Source organism: Ehrlichia japonica, assembly GCF_000632845.1.
Classification (GTDB): Bacteria; Pseudomonadota; Alphaproteobacteria; order Rickettsiales; family Anaplasmataceae; genus Ehrlichia; species Ehrlichia japonica.
This window is the reverse complement of sequence record NZ_CP007474.1, coordinates 497465-518505: the sequence shown is the minus strand read 5'-3', so window position 1 is coordinate 518505 and position 21041 is coordinate 497465. Positions and strand designations below refer to the sequence as shown.

Annotated in this window: 19 protein-coding genes; 1 reads left to right on the top strand and 18 read right to left on the bottom strand. The window is 28.2% G+C overall.

Annotated features, from left to right (window positions below; genetic code table 11):
* Positions 1–52: 52 nt before the first annotated feature.
* From EHF_RS02085 to EHF_RS02010, 18 genes are all read right to left on the bottom strand, one after another.
* A complete protein-coding gene (locus EHF_RS02085) occupies positions 53–1519 on the bottom strand; it encodes a hypothetical protein (RefSeq protein WP_052349272.1) in 1467 nt (488 codons plus the stop codon).
* Positions 1520–2011: 492 nt separating this feature from the next.
* Positions 2012–4021: a hypothetical protein gene (locus EHF_RS02080; protein WP_044194643.1), complete on the bottom strand. Its 2010-nt coding sequence runs from the start codon at positions 4019–4021 to the stop codon at positions 2012–2014.
* Between the two features lie 857 nt (positions 4022–4878).
* A complete protein-coding gene (locus EHF_RS04865; RefSeq protein WP_232228973.1) occupies positions 4879–5121 on the bottom strand; it encodes a hypothetical protein in 243 nt (80 codons plus the stop codon).
* Positions 5108–5425, bottom strand: a complete 318-nt coding sequence (locus EHF_RS04860; RefSeq protein WP_232228972.1) for a hypothetical protein — start codon at positions 5423–5425, stop codon at positions 5108–5110. Before EHF_RS04860 ends, EHF_RS04865 begins: the two co-directional genes overlap by 14 nt.
* Positions 5426–5695: 270 nt before the next feature.
* Positions 5696–6016, bottom strand: a complete 321-nt coding sequence (locus EHF_RS04855; RefSeq protein WP_232228971.1) for a hypothetical protein — start codon at positions 6014–6016, stop codon at positions 5696–5698.
* Between the two features lie 496 nt (positions 6017–6512).
* Positions 6513–7268, bottom strand: a complete 756-nt coding sequence (locus EHF_RS02070) for a cytochrome c1 (RefSeq protein WP_044194640.1) — start codon at positions 7266–7268, stop codon at positions 6513–6515.
* 2 nt (positions 7269–7270) lie between these two features.
* A complete protein-coding gene (locus EHF_RS02065; protein ID WP_044194637.1) occupies positions 7271–8497 on the bottom strand; it encodes a cytochrome b/b6 in 1227 nt (408 codons plus the stop codon).
* Positions 8498–8526: 29 nt separating this feature from the next.
* On the bottom strand, positions 8527–9090 hold the full coding sequence (petA, locus tag EHF_RS02060; protein WP_044194634.1) for a ubiquinol-cytochrome c reductase iron-sulfur subunit: 564 nt from the start codon (positions 9088–9090) through the stop codon (positions 8527–8529).
* Positions 9091–9611: 521 nt separating this feature from the next.
* Positions 9612–10490 (bottom strand): hypothetical protein, encoded by an 879-nt coding sequence (locus EHF_RS02055; RefSeq protein WP_044194632.1) that lies wholly within the window; start codon positions 10488–10490, stop codon positions 9612–9614.
* Positions 10491–10577: 87 nt separating this feature from the next.
* Positions 10578–11381 carry a metal ABC transporter permease gene (locus EHF_RS02050; protein WP_044194628.1) on the bottom strand — a complete coding sequence of 268 codons (804 nt, stop codon included), beginning with the start codon at positions 11379–11381 and terminating at the stop codon, positions 10578–10580.
* Between the two features lie 6 nt (positions 11382–11387).
* Positions 11388–11750, bottom strand: coding sequence for an Mth938-like domain-containing protein (locus tag EHF_RS02045; RefSeq protein ID WP_044194626.1), 363 nt, complete (start codon positions 11748–11750; stop codon positions 11388–11390).
* A gap of 328 nt (positions 11751–12078) precedes the next feature.
* Entirely contained in the window at positions 12079–12945 is an 867-nt protein-coding gene (tsf, locus tag EHF_RS02040) for a translation elongation factor Ts (RefSeq protein WP_044194624.1), read from the bottom strand.
* Complete coding sequence (gene rpsB, locus EHF_RS02035; protein ID WP_044194621.1) at positions 12935–13801, bottom strand: 30S ribosomal protein S2; 867 nt, start codon at positions 13799–13801, stop codon at positions 12935–12937. Before rpsB ends, tsf begins: the two co-directional genes overlap by 11 nt.
* A gap of 335 nt (positions 13802–14136) precedes the next feature.
* Positions 14137–14715, bottom strand: a complete 579-nt coding sequence (locus tag EHF_RS02030; protein ID WP_044194619.1) for a Maf family nucleotide pyrophosphatase — start codon at positions 14713–14715, stop codon at positions 14137–14139.
* Positions 14708–14956 carry a translation initiation factor IF-1 gene (gene infA, locus EHF_RS02025; RefSeq protein WP_044194617.1) on the bottom strand — a complete coding sequence of 83 codons (249 nt, stop codon included), beginning with the start codon at positions 14954–14956 and terminating at the stop codon, positions 14708–14710. Before infA ends, EHF_RS02030 begins: the two co-directional genes overlap by 8 nt.
* A gap of 154 nt (positions 14957–15110) precedes the next feature.
* A complete protein-coding gene (locus EHF_RS02020) occupies positions 15111–16184 on the bottom strand; it encodes an efflux RND transporter periplasmic adaptor subunit (RefSeq protein ID WP_044194614.1) in 1074 nt (357 codons plus the stop codon).
* Positions 16185–16218: 34 nt separating this feature from the next.
* Complete coding sequence (gene lpdA, locus EHF_RS02015) at positions 16219–17616, bottom strand: dihydrolipoyl dehydrogenase (protein ID WP_044194612.1); 1398 nt, start codon at positions 17614–17616, stop codon at positions 16219–16221.
* Positions 17617–17638: 22 nt separating this feature from the next.
* Positions 17639–18739: a PQQ-binding-like beta-propeller repeat protein gene (locus EHF_RS02010; RefSeq protein ID WP_232228970.1), complete on the bottom strand. Its 1101-nt coding sequence runs from the start codon at positions 18737–18739 to the stop codon at positions 17639–17641.
* A gap of 792 nt (positions 18740–19531) precedes the next feature.
* Here EHF_RS02010 and gpmI point away from each other — a divergent pair.
* Positions 19532–21037: a 2,3-bisphosphoglycerate-independent phosphoglycerate mutase gene (gene gpmI / locus EHF_RS02005; protein WP_044194605.1), complete on the top strand. Its 1506-nt coding sequence runs from the start codon at positions 19532–19534 to the stop codon at positions 21035–21037.
* Positions 21038–21041: the final 4 nt, after the last annotated feature.

The following is a 21041-nucleotide window of genomic DNA, read 5'->3' as shown; positions in this document are numbered from 1 at the left end:
AAGTAAATTATAGTAATTTTATCACACAAAAATACAATAAAATTTTAATATTTTAAAATTCATATTTAACACCCAATGATAGTACACTACCATTACCTGATTTTTTTAAAACTTTATTCTCTACATTAAAATAATGATAATTTCCAAAAACTTTATATTGTCCTTTATAATTACTATCTATAGATAAATTATAATCAACACCTAAACTATAATCATAAAAATCAGTATCAACTTTATTACTTTTAAAACAAGATGTACTTATTGAAGCTTTATTATAAATAAATTTTATACCAATGTTCCAATAATAAGTATAATAGCTATCAGAAGCAGAATAAGTAGTATTAATATAACCAGACCTTCCTAAATATCCATAAGAACCTGCAACTACAACATTACGATAAGCAATAGATGTACCAATAGCAAAAGCTGCTAACTCTTCAACAGATGGATACTTATTATATGATTTTAACTTATTAATATTACTGTACCCATGCTCTCCTACAACAGATGCTTGAACATCAATATCATTAAAAGAATGAATATAAGATAATCCAGCACTTACAATATTTTCATAACATGCTTGTAGAAAATCTGTTTTAGATGGCACAATACCTTCTATATTAACATCTTGAGTCGTTTGTTTTTTCAATGCCTTAAGAAAAACATTAATTATTTCTTCAGAAGTACTTTGTTTGTTTATGGAATCTAAATCTACACCGTGCATTATAGGTGGTAATTCTAATTGTTTAATAGTATAAGAACTCACATGCTCAAATAAATTAGTATCATAACCTATTGGAGAATAACTAATACCAAATCTTACACCTATATAATTTGGAGACTGATAAGATATCCTAAATGGTAAATTATTAATAAAATCTTTGTCTTTAACGGAAATGATATTATGACTACTTCTATTAAATATACTCTCACTATATAATCCAGGAAATAGTTGACATTGCATCTTCTCATTGAGATTTGATAACCCCGTATATTGCAACCAAGCAATACTGTTATCTCCAGCTCCTATGCTAGAAGCATCCACCTTCATTATAGATTCAACCCCTTCTTGATATCCAAATGATAGATTTCCATAACGAGATTCAACAAATAACTGTGCTCCCCTATTATAGGCTTTCACTGAAGGCATAAAATTGTCAATTTTTATAGCAGGTACTGCTAATTGAAAATTACCACCATAATAAATTCCAAGATCAGAATTACTATTTATAGATTTTATATTTAAAACACCATCTAATTTTACTCCATGATCTTGTATTTTTTCAAAATCATTTGCAAACCAAGTGTAAGATAATATTTTCCCCCCAAGATCAATTTTGTGACAATTTTCAATTGACTTATGCAAATTTTCTTGTTTCACATATTCATTACTTTTTACAAAGTTTATTGATTTTTTACGATTTCCATGATTTCCATTCACATCATCTACTGAAAAAGCATCAACATTATACAAAAGCAAAAAAGAAACAAAAGCAGTAGCAAACGAAAACTGTTTCATAAAAATTACCAAAATTAATCTAATAAATAAATATATTAACAATACTTAATCAAGTATAATATGCAATGTCAAGAAATAATCTTTAATATTATTAATAAATTTTATTAAAACATAGCGATATATAAATTTTTTCATTAAAAATTAAGATAAATTTATAAAAATAATCAAGATAACAATAAAAAGAATATAATTCTATTGAAAGTAGAAAAAAGAATACTAAAAGAATAAATCTTGAATAGAATAAAAAAGACAACAATTCATAACTTTATGAAAATAACTTAGACTTGTATTTCCGAGAATTAATGTAATATAGGGCTTAACATTCACTATATAGCACTCAACAACAGAAACAAATAGTGTATAAAAACTCAAGAGTACAAATATTATCCAGATATAACTTAGGTACATATTTAAAAAGATAAATGTTGTAAAACCCCATATTAACTGATTACTTAGCAGATTATAGATTATAAAATGTAATAATATAAGTGTTTAAAACTCTAGTTTAGCACCCACTAAAAATATATTACCTGATCCATTCTTTTTGTTTTTCGCAACACTTCGCGTAACAATACCCTTCCCAGTATTGGTTGCTGATCCTTCTGTTCCAGTAGCTTGAGGAGTTTCTGTACCATCATCATAAGTAACACTATCAATAATAGAGACTTCTGAAAACTTATAATGGTGATAATTTCCAAATAATTTACATTTCATTTTACTTCGTTCTTTTAATAAATTATATTCAAAACCTAAGCTAATATCCTGTAATATATTATCACTCCTGTTGCTTTTAAAATATGCAACACTAACATAAGAAGACTTATATTGATATCCCAAAGCCATATCCCAATAATAAGTGCTAGATCTTTCATACATTGGATAGGACGTCTCGGTGTTGCCTGCACTATTGTGTGCAATATAATGTTTTACAAAACCAGATTGCCCTAAATAACCATAAGCAGCAGCAAAATTAACATTCTTATAACTCAATATAGAGCCAATAGATACTCCTTGTAGATTATAGCTCTCCGGATAAATATTATAGTGATTTTTTGTATTAAAATATAACCTAGGACGAGCATATTCACCTACAACAGAAGTACTAAATTTAAGATTATTATTAAAATCATAATCATAAGCTATACTACCACTTAATATATGCTCATATTTTGCACCAAAAAATATCTCATCTTCTGTATTTTTAAGTCTTTGAATCACACTAGATTTATTACCCTTTATGTCCTTAGGTGTAATAGAAATTTTACCATCTTGACTAACTGATAAATTTCCAACCCCTTCTAAATCTGATAACTTAATAGTTAAATCTTTGAGCTCAATATTAGATGCAGGAATTTCCATCTCTACAACACTTCCTTCAATACCAAAGTAAAAAGTTGAATCATCAGTATCTATGAGTGCAGTACCGTCCTGTTGTAAAATAAGTTTCCCTTCACATGGTATATATCCGTCAAGACTCGATTTTCCTTCTGTATTTTTGTCTTTGTTATTAAATTTCACCTTAAGATTTGGAACTGTGTTTTTGTCTTGCTTTAAAGTTAAAGTACCTGTCAAATTAGCTGTTTTTAATTTTTCAACCAATGTACTCAAATCTACAGTACCAGGTGATGGCATTGTTACATCAAAATCAGGAATTTTATTAATCACATCAATTACATTAGTAGTATATAACTTAAGCACCCTACCAAAATGCTCAAACTTATACCCTAGAGGAGAATAACTCACCCCAAACCTTAATCCCATAAAATTAGGAGATTGATAAGACATTCTAAAAGGCAGATTATTAATAAAATCCTTATCACTATCTATAGTATGTACCATGTTATCATTATTTCTAAAGATATTTTCACTATACAATCCAGCAGAAAAAAGAAATGGATACATTGAATATCCTAAAGCATTTTTTCTTTCAAATAATGCACCCCTTATATGTTGTGTCCAACTATTACTCTCATCTCCAGCAATTATATTAGAAGAATCTAATTTCATTATAGATTCCACACCTTCCTGATAACCTGCTGAAAAATCACCGTAAGGAGTAGAAGCAAATATTCTAGACCCTCTATTTAAAGCAGCTTTTCTTTCAAAATCTTTTCCTTTAACACTAGGCATAGATACTTGAAAATCCGCACCATACTTAATACCAGAATCATTTGATTTTATTTCAGCTCCTAAACGTAATATAGCATCGTAATTCATACCCCAATCATCTATATCACCAGATATATCAGAAAGATTTCTATATTTATCAGACGAAGACCACATATAAGATATAGCCTGCCCACTTACTAGAGCACGGCCTACCTTTAATAAACGATTATACTCTTTATTCTCATCCTTTGTTTTTAAAATATCTTTTTCATTCATACTATAAATCTGTTTTTTCTCTATATTAATATCACTTAGTATATCTACTGAAAATGAAACATTTCCGTACAATACAAGAAAGGAAGCTAAAGCAGATGCTACCAAAGTAATTTTCATAATAAAACCATCCAATACCAGATTAAATTCAGATGTTAACCACCAAATAATAATAAGTCAAAATATTTTATACAACTTTGAGTAAAATTCTATTTAAAATTGAAAATAATATTATTAATAATTATAATATTTAATAAACAAACTTAATTTATATATAAAAAAAAAGCAATAATTAACAAATTTTATTTAACAATAAATATAAAATAATAGTAAACAGTTACAGACAATGTAGCATCTACCTAATATCGCCTTATGCTAACACACGAATAGTTTATAATAAGGAATATCTGTTGTGTGAAATATTGGATATAATAGAAAAGTTTAATTGGAAAATATATTATAAATGTTCATAATTTAGTACATATTACCATACAAAATGCTTAGATTTTTTTAATAAAGTAAAGCTATATCAACAACAAGCAAATACAGAACTTTATTTTATGTATTCAAGAAACATGTTATTATATTTTATCACTAATTAAAGTATAAAATTAAAAAAATTATAGCTTTCATACAATAATTATCATATTTTAAGATGAAAGTTTAAAATTCCAACTTTGTACCTACCAGCAATACACTACCTTTACTGTTTCTAATAGTATTATAATCATACTCAAATTGGTTGAAAGTATAATAATGATAATTAGCAAACAAGCTATTTCTAAACCCATTATATCTCAAGATATTATATTCAGTTCCCACACTTATATCATTTATTATTACCAATCCTATTACTCGTAAAGTAAATAAGACTCAAGCTTAAAGGCCCATCTTTATAAGCAATACCTATATCCCAATAGTAATCAATATCTTTCAATAATATACAATAGGGCCTACAGTAAATATTTACAGTACATCTAGCATAAGGAATTCCAGAACCCATTAAAATTTCCATAAGATCCTGCAAACTCTATTCTTTTATAGCTAATATTCCACCCAACAGATATTCCTTTTAATTTATGATGTTTAAAATATACATTATAGCGTTCCATAGAATCAGAAAAAACATCTTCTCTACCATATTCCCCTATAATGGAAGTACTAAATTTAAAATTTTTAAAGTCATAAGTATAAGAAATACCACTACTAACAACATGCACATACCTTGTGCCCAATAAGAATTAAAGGTAAAGCATAGTTTTCTACATATTTAATTACATTACTGGAATTTATCTGTGACATTTCAGATAATTCCCTATCATATCCAAAAGGAGAGTAACTTATCCCGAATCTTAATCCCATAAAATTTTGTGATTGGTAAGATAACCTAAATGGCAAATTATTAATAAAAGTTCCAACAATAATACCAGTTACTATGTAATCACTATTACGAAAAAAACTTTCACTATATAATTCAGAATAAAAATTTAAACAATATACAAAATAACCTGAGGCATCCTTCATATCATACAGAATATTTCTTAAATGTTTTGCCCATATATTATAATTATCACCAGCAATTATACTAAAAGCATTTAATTTTATAATGGATTCTACACCTTCCTGATATCCAACTGAAAAATCACCATAAGGAGTCTTAGCAAATATTTTTGATTCCCTATTAAATGCAGAATTATTACCAAAACTTTTTCCTGCAACATGTGGAATATGTATTTGAGAATATACTCCATATATAATTCCATATTTATCTGGTTTCGAATCAATTCCAATTATTCAACATACCATCATGTTTAGCACCAATATTATCAACATTTCCTCCTCTATATCTACATTAAAACGCTTACTCTTTATAGTTCTTCCTGAATTCTTACTACCACCACCTGAATACCAACCATAAGAAACCATATTGCCAGCAATTTTAATATGCCCACCCTTTGCTTCCACCTTATTATTAATTCCTGAGAATGAATTTTTAGCATTACTTATATTATGATTACCTACAAAAATACTATCTAATACTTCATCAGAAAAAGCATTATGAGAACACATTATTAATAGAAAGGTTAAAGCAGAAATTAGCAAAAGATTTTTCACAAATACACACATTAGTTACACACACTACACTAATTATATCATTAAAACAATAATAATATTATTATATATCATATATATTCATTGAATAGTATTATCGATAGCAAAATTATATTAATCATCCTAAAAAATAAAAAAATATATGATATATTTATGTTGAAACATAAATATGTTTTATATAATGCAATTCTAATGTGAAGGAATTTATAAATTCTATAAAACTTTAATATTAATACACTAAGAAATTAGTGTAACATGATTTATAGAATACCAGAACCTTATCTAAGGATACGCTTCAATGTCTTCTACATTAAAAATAAAATAGAATACAAATTAAAAATGAAATTTCCTGCTATATTGAGTTAAGGCACCTAGTTCAGTAACGAGATTACTACTATTTATAACATAAAACTTAACATATATTTAAAAATAAACATGCCAACCCATAATGTTAGATTCTAAAAAAAGACTGAATTATAAGAAAACGTTATAAGTACAATTACTTCTTATAAAGACTTTCCCACAATCTCTTATTTATAAATATCACAAAAACTGTAAGTATTAATAAAAAGCTAATAACTTTAATACCTAGTTTTTTACGCATTTCCATTTCAGGCTCAGCTGCCCATTGTAGAAAATTCACAACATCATACGCCATATTTTCCACTTTAGAATCTGTACCATCTGTATATTGAACTAAATTATCAGAAAGTGGCGGAGCCATGGCTATTTTCCCAGTACTAAAATAAGGATTTGTATATAATCCACCTTCATCAGACTCATGGCTTTCGTAACCAGTTAATAAAGAATATACATAATTGGCACCATTATGCCTTGCTTTAATTATTAAAGACAAATCAGGTGGAAATGCACCTCTATTAGCAGCTACAGCAGCCTCCTTATTAGGAAAAGGAGATACAAAATAATCTGATTGAATTCCTGGACGTTCAAACATCTCACCAATATCATTTGGACCATCTATAACCTGATACGATGCAGCAATAGTTTTCACCTCATCTTCAGAAAATCCTACATCACGTAAATTACGAAATGCTATTCTCTTCATAGAATGACAAGATGAACACACTTCTCTATATACCTGATAACCACGTTGTATAGATTGCTTATCAAATGAACCTAATATACCATCAAATTTCCAATTAATCTTCTTAGGAGATAGATGTTTAAACTCTTCTGCTATACATATAAATGGCACACAAATAAAACAAATTATAAGAAGAAACCGCACTAACATAATTATTTCATCTCCGGTACTGTATCACTTATTGTTTTTGGAATTACAGTCGGTTTTTCGTATTTAGACAATATAGGCAATACGATTAAAAAATATGAAAAATAATATAATGTAGATAACCTACTAAGTGTTATAAATGGCTCTCTAACTTCTTGTCCACCAAGCCAAGTTAAAAAACAAAAATTTATTATAAACACAAAATAAAAAATCCTAAAAATTGGACGGTAACTACCACTTTTAACTTTACACCTATCTAATACAGGTAATAAAAACCACACTGCTATAGAACTAATCATAGTAACTACCCCCAATAATTTATTAGGAATAGAACGTAACATAGCATAAAAAGGCAAAAAGTACCATTCAGGAACTATATGAGCAGGTGTGACCATAGGATCAGCTTCAATATAATTATCTGGATGCCCTAAATAATTCGGAATATAAAATACAAACAAAAATAAAAGTATAAAAAATATGCCAAATGTTATACAATCCTTAACAATAAAGTAAGGATAAATAGGAATAGTATCTCTATTAGATTTTACTTCTATTCCACTTGGATTACCTGATCCAAACCTGTGCAATGCTACAACATGTAATGAAGCAAGCATTACTATAATAAAAGGTAATAAATAATGCAATGCAAAAAATCTATTTAATGTAGGATTATCAACAGAAAAACCACCCCATAACCACTGTACAATATCCTGACCAACTAAAGGTATAACAGAAAACAAGTTAGTAATTACAGTTGCACCCCAAAAACTCATCTGTCCCCACGGTAATACATATCCCATAAATGCAGTTGCCATCATTGCAAAAAAGATAAAAATCCCAACAAACCACACTAACTCTCTAGGACTTTTATAAGAACCATAGTATAAACCACGTAATATGTGTATATATACAACTATAAAAAAGAACGAGGCACCTACAGCATGAGTATACCTTATTAACCAACCATAATTAACATCTCGCATTATTCTTTCCACGCTATAAAATGCATGTGCAACATGCGGTGTATAATGCATTGCTAAAAATATCCCTGTTATAATTTGTAATATTAAAGCAATACCAGCAAGTGAACCAAAATTCCATGCATAATTTAGATTTTTAGGAACCTGATATGAAGCCAACCCTTTTAAAAAAGCACCAACTGGCATCCTATATTCTATCCAAGCCAGAACACCTTTTCCTTCGGGATTTTTCATATTATCATGTCCAGACATTAACTAATACCTCTTACCTTAATATTTATTTATGCAGCATCAACCCCTTTTGCCCCTATAATAATAACGTCTTTACCAGAAAAATAGTAATCAGGCACAGGAAGATTAAGTGGAGCAGGGCCGCTAATAATCCTTCCAGATGTATCATACTTAGAACCATGACAAGGACAATACCACCCTTTTTTTCCATCATCTACTTCTACAGGAACACATCCTAAATGTGTACAAATACCCACCATTACTAACCACTCTTCCCTTCCCTGATGGGTACGCTCTTGATCAGACTGCGGATCCCGCAAGCTATCTATTTTTACAGCTTTTGCTTCTTCTATCTCTTGTATAGTGCGCCTACGTATAAAAACAGGCTTACCTTGCCATTTTACAACTTTAGTTTTTCCTTCTTTAATATCTGATAAATTTACTTCAACAGTAGCCTGTGCTACCACTTCTGCAGATGGACTTAAAAACTTTATTAAGGAATACACCGATGAAAATAACCCAATACCTACCATAGATAAAGTAGTTAAGCCTAAAAAATCCCGCCTTTTAACTTTTGCTTTAAATACAGAGTATTTATTTTCATCGTGACTCATAACTATCCTTCAATATTACAATGATGATACAAAATACATAACACCGAACTAATATTATAAAAGTAATACCCAGTTACACAAGTATATTTTGTTAATCAACCAGTTATTTTATATAGGAACGCTATACCACTCCTTAATCTTTATATATAAAAATAGATGACCCATTACCAAAATACTTACAACTATGCAAGAGATTACTTCATAACTAATTTAAACAGATATCATTCACATATCACAACAAATTTATACAATATATTATGATAAAAAGCAAAGTGTCAATAACAATTAAATCCCACCTCCCTTACTACTAATAACATTTACATAAATTTGATTTTTGATTATTACTTAATAATATAGCATATTATATTTTTAGTATATTTACTTAAACAAAATATTAAATTAAAAACCTAATTTTACAAATATTTATATATCTTAATAAAAAATTATATTATAATTTAAAATATACAGAAATTTGTTATCATAAATATTCCTACTTACATAATCAAGCTGAGTAATATAAATTAAATTCTATCTAAAATATTTAGTATTTTATCTCTACTATCTTCTAATGTACGAAGGTGATTTACATTTTGCCATTTTTTAACAGCAATCCTATTATACTTTGATATATCTTTTAACAAAATATCATATAATTTCTTTTTTGTTTTCAATTCAGCACTTAAAGTATTAATGATATTTTTATCACCTTCCTCAATAGGTTTATAATTTTCTTTAATGTAATAAACAGTTGACTGATCTACTATAAATGTGAAAAAAAATAATGATACTAAAGTATAATACATAAATAATTCAGTCGATCCAAACTTTTCATTAAGAGAACTATAAAAAGACTGATATAAAAATATCAACAATGCTATACCAAAGATAATAAATTTTGTTATTTTGCACAAAAAATCAATATCATAATATGCTTTATCGGTTGGTAGTAAGTATTCTTGTTTTATATCAATACAAATTTTAGTATCAGAACATAAATCACTAAAATACCACTCTATTTCCCTTTTCATAATATTAAGCTGTATTTCTAAATTAGTGATATCAATCCTTAAAGAGTAAATTTTCTTATTTTGTTCTCTAAATTTGGAATGACATTTACCTTTTTTTCTCAACACTAAATTAGCAATACAAAACATTACTAAAGCACTAGCTAACAACATTGCACATATTTTAATTTTAATAAATGTTAATGAATTTTCATTATTACCATATATTTTAAAAAAAGCAGTAATTCCAACGCTTAATAACAAAATTATAGATATAGAAATGCAATTGCCCTTTTTATTACAACGTTGCATTAACATATTAATACTAAATATTAATAATAGAGAACCTATTACTAAACCAGTAGTACGTATTATTAAGCTTTTGAAAGATGGCATAGTATATCCCAATTATTATATATTATATTAATTTAAGCATAATATCTTTAAAATAACTAGAATAATATTTAAAATTATATATAAATATTAATTTATAAATTTATTTACACAATACATAAATAATAGAAATACAAATGATACCATGATAATCAAAGGACCAGGAAAAATATCAAACTTTTCAGACAACAAAAGTCCTATTATACCAGAAAATATAGAAACAATTGTAGAAATTATTATCATTTGTAATGGCGTTTTTGATACTAATCTTGCTGTTGCAGCAGGAATCACTAAAAAAGCAGTAATTAATAATATCCCTACCAATTGAGCTGCAAAAGCAATAAAAACAGATAGTATTACTAAAAATTCTAATTTTATAAAACCTATATTTACACCTTCCGACGCAGATAAATCATTACTTATTGATATAATTAACCAATATTTCCACCTATATATAACGAGAATAATAATTACTAATGCTACTAAAGCCATTATTATAAGATCTTTACTAGTTAACATTAGTACATCCCCAAACAATGAATGTATAATATTATTACTTGCAGCTGGGAAAAAAGATAATAATATCATTCCCAAAGACATAATTACATTAGTAACAATGTTTAAAATCGTATCTATAGAATAAATTCTATTTATGCTATAAGACAACAGCAATGCAAAAATAATAGAAATACATAAAATTCCACTAGATGTACTAATATCTAGTAAAACAGCTAAAGCTACACCTAAAATAGATGAATGAGAAATACTATCACCTAAATATGAAAGATTTTTCCATATCATAAATGATCCTAATGACCCTGTAACCAAGCTCACAATTAGTATGGCAATTATACCATTAATAAAAAAATATTCATTAATAATTTCAAAAAACATAAGAACTTATAACGATATTAACGCTGCACAAACATTTCTACCTTCATACAATAAAATATTATATGTACGACAAACTGCTCCTGTAGACATATGTTCAAGATTAAAACCACGCTTTAAAAAATTGTCTTTTACTTCATTAGGTAAAAATATATGATCTTTACCAGTACCAATCAACACTATATCTAAAGTTTCATCTAATAATTCAATTATATTTTCTAAGTTAGAAATATTAAGATTTAAATAAGAAATAATTTTATTTGGAAAAATTATGTGAGACCCCAAATAGATATTATCATTTATAAAAAACTTACCTTTACCATAGCCAGTAATCACATTTTGATTAGCATAAATAATAGGCGTAACATCCATAATCTCTCATTTAATAATTATACTTATCTACAAATTAATATTTTTAATAAAAAACTATCATACCAACTTTAACATATACTCGCAATATACAAAAACACGTGTATAGTTCTGCTATGACATATAGATTTCAATTGTACATGAAATACACGCATAATGCTAATCTATTTAAGATAAAACAAAATATAGCTATCACAAATATTACATAAAACATTGCATAACCAATTACTATACAGTCATATAGGTATAATCTATTATACAAGCCATAAACCATTGGTACCCACATTATGCCTTAAAATTTTTTAAACAAATACTATTCTTAATAGTATCATTATTTATTAATGACAAATAGCTTATATCCTATAAGATTAATATTTGTAGCCAACTCTGACTCTTTTCTTTTTATTAATTCGGAAATTGTTAATTGATTATCCATTACAAAGATTTGTTCTAACAAAACAACATCTTGATAAAACTTAGCTATTCTACCATCTATTATTTTTTCTGCTACTGATATTGGCTTGTTTAATTGATCAACCTGCTTCTTTATAATCTCACGTTCTTTATCTAAAATATCTTTATCTAAAACATCTATAGACAATGCCTCTGGTCTTGCAGCAACAATATGCATAGCTATTTGCTTTGCAAGCACATTTAATTTTTCACTATCACCAGTAGATTCTAAAGCAACTATTGCTCCTATTTTACCAAGATTATCAATTACAGGATTATGTATATACCCACTAACAACACCACTACCCACAGATAAATACCCTATCTTATTTAAATGAATATTTTCTCCTATTACTGCAATATTACTCATTATTTCATCACGAATATTAGTACCACTAATATATTCATACTTTAAAAAATCTTCTATATTTTCAATAGCATACTGATTAGCTAAAGAAACAAGATTTAATACCAATTTCTGAAATTTTTCATTACGAGCAACAAAATCAGTCTCCGAATTTACTTCTAAAATTGCACCTTGATTTCCATTAACATGAATTGCTATTAAACCATCTGACACATCTTTATTAGATTTTTTATACGCTTTTGCAATACCCTGTTCTCTAAGGTAATCTTTTGCTTTTTCTATATCACCAGCACAAGAACTCAATGCCTCCTTGCAATCACCAACACCAGCACCTGTCAAATTACGCAATTCTTTTACTGCATTAATATCAATCTTCATTATTACTTCCTCCTATAAGATCTTCTTCTTTAAGATTTTCAATATTATCAATAGCACCACTACTTTTATTATTCTTATTATCTCGATTACTTGTTTTCAAAAGATCTTCTCTTCTCTCTACTGAAAAATCCTTAATACCATCAACACTAATACCAGACTTAGCTAAATCAGAACGTATCGCCTCTAATATAGTATCTGACACAATCTTACAAAAGAAATCAATTGAACGTACTGCATCATCATTTCCAGGAATTGGATAATCTATACCAGTAGGATCTGAATTAGTATCCAACACTGCTATAATAGGAATATTTAATTTATTAGCTTCTTTAATTGCAATATGTTCCTTATTTGTATCAATTATAAACAAGGCATGAGGCAATCCACCCATATTACAAATACCACCTATAGACCTATCAAGTTTTGCTCTTTTCTTCTCAAAAAGTAATAATTCCTTCTTTGTAAACTGATTATCAACATTTTCTATTAATTTTTCATATTCTTTCAGTTTTTTTATTGATAGAGAGATAGTTTCCCAATTTGTTAACATACCTCCTAACCATCTATTATTTATATAATATTGTCCACAACGTATTGCTTCATCAGCAATAATAGCAGAGGCTTGGACTTTAGTTCCTATAAATAATACCCTCCCCCTCTTAAGAACTATATCATATATGGCTTTTAATGCATTCCTAAGCAAAACTACAGTATTCTGCAAATTGATAATGTGAATATCATTATGTACTCCATATATATATGGAGCCATCCTAGGATTCCACCTACTTGCCTTATGACCAAAGTGAACACCAGATTCTACTAAATCTCGCATTGTAAATTGTGGCAAATTAACCATTTTTTTCTCCTAATTCCATAACAGTTACTCCTCCACGACAATAACCTGTCAAGTATATAACAGGACCATTATGTTACGTCATGTGTGAAATGCAATTTCAATAAATAATCCAATAAATATATCTATAATGCATTAACAAATACTTCTATAATAAATTATTTTTTAAAATGCTTACCATGTTAGCAACTGCCACAACTCTTAGCAAGGAATTTATTATTAATAACAGCACTATTATTGTATATAATAGAAAAATACTTAAGCAAGTACACTCCCAAACACTAACTTACTAATATGTAGCTATAGCTCTACTATATCAACAGTTATAACTAAGAAATTTATATACTAAAATATTGATTCAAAACCGAATAAGTTTCATACAATGGTAACCCTATAACAGCAGAGTATGATCCATTAATTGACAATACAAACTTACCAGCATCAGTCTGTATACTACACCCACCTGACTTTCCTTCCCATTGTCTGGACATTATATAACAATTTATTTCTTGTACAGATAAACGCTTAAACTTTACTATTGCCACCACACTTCTACAATGCAATTTATCATGGGGAGTATACAAACAAATAGTTGTATAAACTCTATGCCTACGTCCTGATATTAATCTCATACATTCAAGAGCTTGTTCTTCTGTCTCTGCTTTTGGTAATACCCTCCTACCACAACATACGACAGTATCTGCGCTCAATACAAACTTATCAGGATATAATACCTTTACTTTTGTACCTTTTTCTTTAGCTATACGTATTGAATAAGCTTTAGGTAATTCCTTCTTTAAGATCACCTCATTTATACCAGGAGACACCACCTGCCCAGGGATTACACCAATTTGTTCCAGTAAAGACAACCTTTGCTTTGAAGAAGAAGCTAACACCAAATTATCAAACTTAAGCATCTACAATCTTTAATCGTCTAATAATTCTACCTTTCCCTACTTCGCCTTTATTAATACCATAGGTACTGATTTCAACCAACACCTTATCATGCATTAATATACGTATTTTACTTTTCCTTATCTTCCCTGAAGCATGCGCTATAATTTCATAATTATCATTAAGCCTGACCATAAAAGTTGCACCACGCAACAACTTAACTACAATACCCTCAGCTTCAATTATACCTTCTTTTGTTACCACTATATTTTATAAAACAATGAACTCCCTACATTGTAGAATACACAATACCAACCTGCAACATAATTTTTATAATACTAAAAAAATCAGACTCACTTATTAAAATTACTTAAACTTCTTGATTTTATAAGACTCTAATTAAATTCAGTTCAATTTTTTATGACTTATGTTCAATATGCGTATTATCTTTCACATATTCGTGACCTAAAGTGATTAATTTAATAGTATCAGGAGAATTTGTAATCCAAATATCCCCGTTGTATTCACTATCAATAACTTCAACAGGTATAAATTTTACTTTTTCATCAACAATTACTTTAATGCCCAAATCTCCATTATCTTGCAGATCTAAAGCAGAAGGTGAAATTCTATGAGCTCGATAATTCCCCACAGGAATCTTTATAGAATAAACAGCCCCTTGCGTAAAAATCTTTAAATCATCATTATCCAATATCATTTCCACTCGATAAGTTCTTGTATTACGATTTATTATTTTACTGATAAAAACAATAGGAGCATATATTTCTTCATTTTGTGCAATTAAGATCTTACAAATATCACCCACTTTTAATCTATTTAAATACTTCTCTGGAACATAAGTAATCACTCTTATTTTATCAAAGTTAACTAATTGCACAATTGATGATCCACCAGCAAACACCAAATCACCAATTTGCACATTCATTTTATCTACAAATCCAGAAAAAGGAGCCTTTATCTCTGTATTATATAAATTAATTTGTGCTTTTTTTACATCTGCTTTAGCTGATTCTAAAGCAGTAAAAGATAATGCATCATTTATCTCAGATCTGTATCCATGTTCATTTAAAGACTGAGAAGCTTTATATTCAAGTTCTCTTTGCTTTAATAGAGCTTTAGCCTGTTCTAATTGTTCTTGTTTTTCATATTTTTCTATTTTTACTAAAATATTTCCTTCTGTTACATAATCCCCATCCTTTACCAAGACATCTGATACCTTACCAGCAACTTCTGGCATAATATTAACATAACGAAAAGCTTCGACTTCACCTATCAAGGATAAGTACACTACTCTATCTTGAGCATTAGATTCTACTACTTTAATGTTAACAGGACGATTATGAAAAACATCTTGTTCTATCTGCTGATCATATTTCTTAAAAATTCTACTATTAACCCAAATAATAGCTAACAATAGAATAAAAAACGCTACTTTATACTCTAACTTTAACCTTAATAGCCTATGTAACATAATACCTGAACCTCATGCTAAAATGATAAGCTAATCATTTTAAAAACACTGCTTCACATGCATCTTTAAATGCTTCATTAACATCTGGATGTGAATGACAAATGCGGAATATATCTTCTGATGATGCTCTATAAGCCATAGCAACAGCAGATTCATTAATCATAGTATCAGCATATGCACCAATAATATGAACACCTAAAATCGCATCATTTTCTTTAGAAGCCAATACCTTTACAAATCCTACTGCATTATCTGTAATTTTTGATCTACTATTTGCAGCAAAGTTAGACTTACCAACAGTATAACTATAATTAATATTCTTTAAACTCTCTTCTGTTTTACCAATAGATGCAACAGCAGGATGCGTATATATTACAGATGGAATAATCTCATAATCCACATGTGGAACATGCCCAGAAATTAATTCTGCAACAGCAATGCCTTCTTCTTCTGCCTTATGAGCAAGCATTACTCCACCAATAACATCACCAATAGCAAATATGCCTGGTATATTTGTCTCATACTTACTATTAACTTTAATAAATCCCCTAGCATCACACTCTATAGAATTATTATCAATCAATCCATTCGTATATGGAATGCGTCCAATAGATACAAGAACCTTATCTACTTCTATTATTTCAGAGCTACCATCTTTTATAGACTCAAGATGCACAGCTAAACTATTTCCTTTTTTATCAATTGAAGTAACTTTAGTTGATAATTTAAAATTGATCCCCTGTTTTTTTAAACTTGCAAGCAAAGCTTTACTAATATCACCATCCATACTAGGAGCAATTTTATCAAAAAATTCAACAACAGTCACCTCAGATCCAAATCTACTCCATACAGATGACATTTCTAAACCTATAGCTCCAGCCCCTATAACTACCAACTTCTTTGGTGGCTCTTTAAAAGATAAAGCTGCAGTAGACGATACTATTCTTTCTTCATCAATATCAATACCAGGAAAATTTGCAACATCAGATCCAGTAGCAATAACTACATGTTTACTCATTATTTTCTGCTCACCATTGTCACCAACTACAGCAACAACAAAATCATTAGAATTTACAGATTGTATTTTACCAATACCATACAAATAATCAATTTTATAACTAGAAAACAAATAACTAATCCCATTTCCTAACTCAGTAATATTTTTATCTTTAAAAGACATAATTTTGTCTAAGTCAAAACTTAAATTATCAAATGTTATCCCAACTTTAGCTAAATTATTTTTTAAATGATAATATTCATGAGAAAAATGCAACAAAGCTTTAGAAGGAATACATCCTATCCTTAAACATGTACCCCCTAAAATTTTATTTTTATCTATACATGCAACTTTTAATCCAAGTTGAGCTCCTCTAATTGCACATTTATAACCACCAGGTCCACCACCGATAACCACCATATCATAATTTCGCATACTCATATCCTTATACTATCACTTAACGAAAAACAATTATCTTATCTTTATTTGTTACAACATAAATTGAAGAATCTCCCAATATTGGAATATAATAAGCTGATGGCAATACATAATTTACTAATTTTAAAGCTCCAGATCTACAATCTATTAATATTACACAGCCATCATTCCCTATAACTAAAATTTCATCATTCATTATTACAGGAGAACTCCATTGATTTTTCGATTTCCCATGTTGTAATAAATCATACTGCCATAAAAAATCTCCCGTATCGATACTCATTAAGACAAGTTTATTATCAATAACAGCTGCTATATTACCTTCCTCAATTTGAGAAATACCTTGAATTTTTAAATTTTTTGACCACCTAGTGTTACCAGATTCAATATCAATATTTGATATGCTATGTAATTTATCAACGGCAATTACAGTATTATTTGCCGCTTGTAAAGAAACTCCATTATTAAAAGCAACATTAGCATGTGATATATTGCTTTCCCATATCTTTAAACCATTCAAAGAATTAAACGCAGCAATCTTTCCATTAGAAAAAGAGAATACTATTATATCACCATATGATGCTGAAGATAGTGAGCTATAGCTTTTTACCTCAGGAAGTGATTCCTGGTTACTTGATAACAATGAGCCATCAGATACATTAAAAAAGTATAAATAATTATCTATAGTAACAATCATCAGATGATTATCAATAACAACAGGAGATCCAGCAATCACACTTCTTAACTCTTTTTGCCATTTTATTTCTCCAGTTTCAAAATCAATACCGTAGACATTATCATCTACAATATAGAATATTAAATTTTCAGAATATAATATACTTGCTCTATATAGGTTAGTATGTTTTGTAACCTGTAGCTCCCAATAACATTTTTTAACATCCTTACTATTTACAGAACGCAAAACACCATCTTTACCTAAAAATATAATCCTATTATTAACAAATACAGGAGTAACATTCCTATACATTCTTAAAGAAATTGTATCTCTGTTTATCAACCCACTAGATCTATTAATATCATTCACATGATTACTATCAGAATTATTATCTGGTACCTCATAGAGATTATGTCCTTCCAATATTTCATCTGCAAATAACATCTCCGGACAAAAGAAAATAAAAAGAAAGAAGAATACAATACTGGATTTTATCATTTACATATCAAAAAATTATTACATTACTAAACTAACTATATTACTTGTAAAAAGAAATCAACTACTTTTACATCATTATAACGATTAACATTTTTTCAAATTGTCAAACCTTATATAAAGGTATCATACATTTTTTTACTAAGATTAATTTTATATTTTTAACCACAATATAGTATAATCATAGGCTACATTGTATTTTCATGTATTAAAAATTTCTAATCCAAAACAACAAATAAAATAAGTATATCAGATAATTAAAGTTAATTCTTCAATATATAATTTATTATATAAATTACAACTTCATCAAATCATTAATATAACAAATGTTAAACTGGCCATACAATAACAAAGTCATGTTTTAATATCTCAACAATGTATTCAATGCTCTATTCTTTAACACTTCAAATTCTTCAATAAGTATACATTATATACATAAATTTATACTGTAACTTTAAACCATATGTTAAATTTACAAAGTTATTGTCTTAGCATCTTTACAATACTACATTACACAGTACTTTTTACTTTTTTAAAGATACATTATAATAAAATCTATACTGTAGTATGTATTAAATTAAATATCATAGATTTTTAGATAGTAAACTAGGGTTCTTTTAAGAATTACTCTAATACTAAGGTAGATTATTAAAACTACTAGCTACTTACTATTTAAAAATATATCTACTATATGTCGACAACTATGATATAAAAGTATAATAGTAAATTTTCATTGAACATATGATCAACCATTCTGTAATTTTGTGCATATTAGACGGATGGGGTAATAGTGAAAATAACAAGTTCAATGCTATTGCTCAATCTTACAAGCCTTGCTGGGATAATATAATTTCACAATATCCAAAAAGTCACTTAATTACTCATGGATTAGATGTAGGGCTTCCAGATGGACAAATAGGCAATTCAGAAGTTGGACATGTTAACTTAGGAAGCGGCAGAATTGTGTTACAAGACCTATGTAAAATAAACAATGAAATAAAACACATAAAAAACAATCATCATCTATTAAAATTTATCAATAAAATAAAGAAAAACAATGGCATATGCCATGTAGCTGGTCTATTATCTGATGGTGGTGTACATTCCCTTCATACACACATGTTGGACATTATTAAAGCATTATCTGATTTTCAAATACAAGTCGCAATTCATATATTTTTAGATGGACGTGATACCCCTCCAATATCAGCAATTAAATACATCAACATCTTATGTAAGCATATCAAATACTTAAATAATGTAAACATTGCAACAATAAGTGGCCGCTATTATTCTATGGATCGCGATAATAAATTGGATCGTACAGCAAAAGCATATAATGCTATGGCATTTGGAAATGCTAAACGTTATGAAAATCCATTGTTAGCTGTTCAAGACAGTTATAATGCTGGTATTACAGATGAATTCATATTGCCATGTGTAATCGGTGATTATAATAAGATGAATCCACACGATGGGTTTATCATGACAAACTTTAGAAGTGATAGAGTAATACAAATCATAAAAATGATCATAGGAGATATCAAAACTGATAATCACATCACATTAGAAAACACAATAGGCATGGTAAAATATTCGGATAGTATTAATATACCATGCTTATTTCCAAGTAATAATATCACAAATACATTAGGAGAAGTTATAGCAAATCATCAATTACATCAACTAAGAATTGCAGAAACAGAAAAGTATGCACATGTTACCTTTTTTTTTAATGGTGGAAAAGAGGATATGTTTAAAAATGAAGACAGAATAATAATACCATCACCTTCTGTAGCTACATATAATTTAATGCCAGAAATGTCCGCAAAAGAAGTTACTGACACAGTTATTGAAAAAATAAAACTACAAAAATATTCCTTAATCATTTTAAATTATGCAAATGCTGACATGGTCGGACATACTGGAAATATAGAGGCAACAAAACAAGCCATAACTACTTTAGACCAATGCTTAAGTAAAATACTAAACTGTATACAAAGTACCAATTATGTACTAGTAATTACCGCTGATCACGGGAATGCAGAAGAAATGTTCGATGTAAAAAATAATATGCCATATACAGCACATACATTAAATCCTGTACCATTCATAATCTGTAATTATAGTAAACAAATTAGATTAAGAAATGGAAGATTATGTGATGTAGCACCGACAATCTTAGAAATCCTCAATATAGAGAAACCAAAAGAAATGACAGGTGTTTCATTGATTGAATATATTTAAAGAT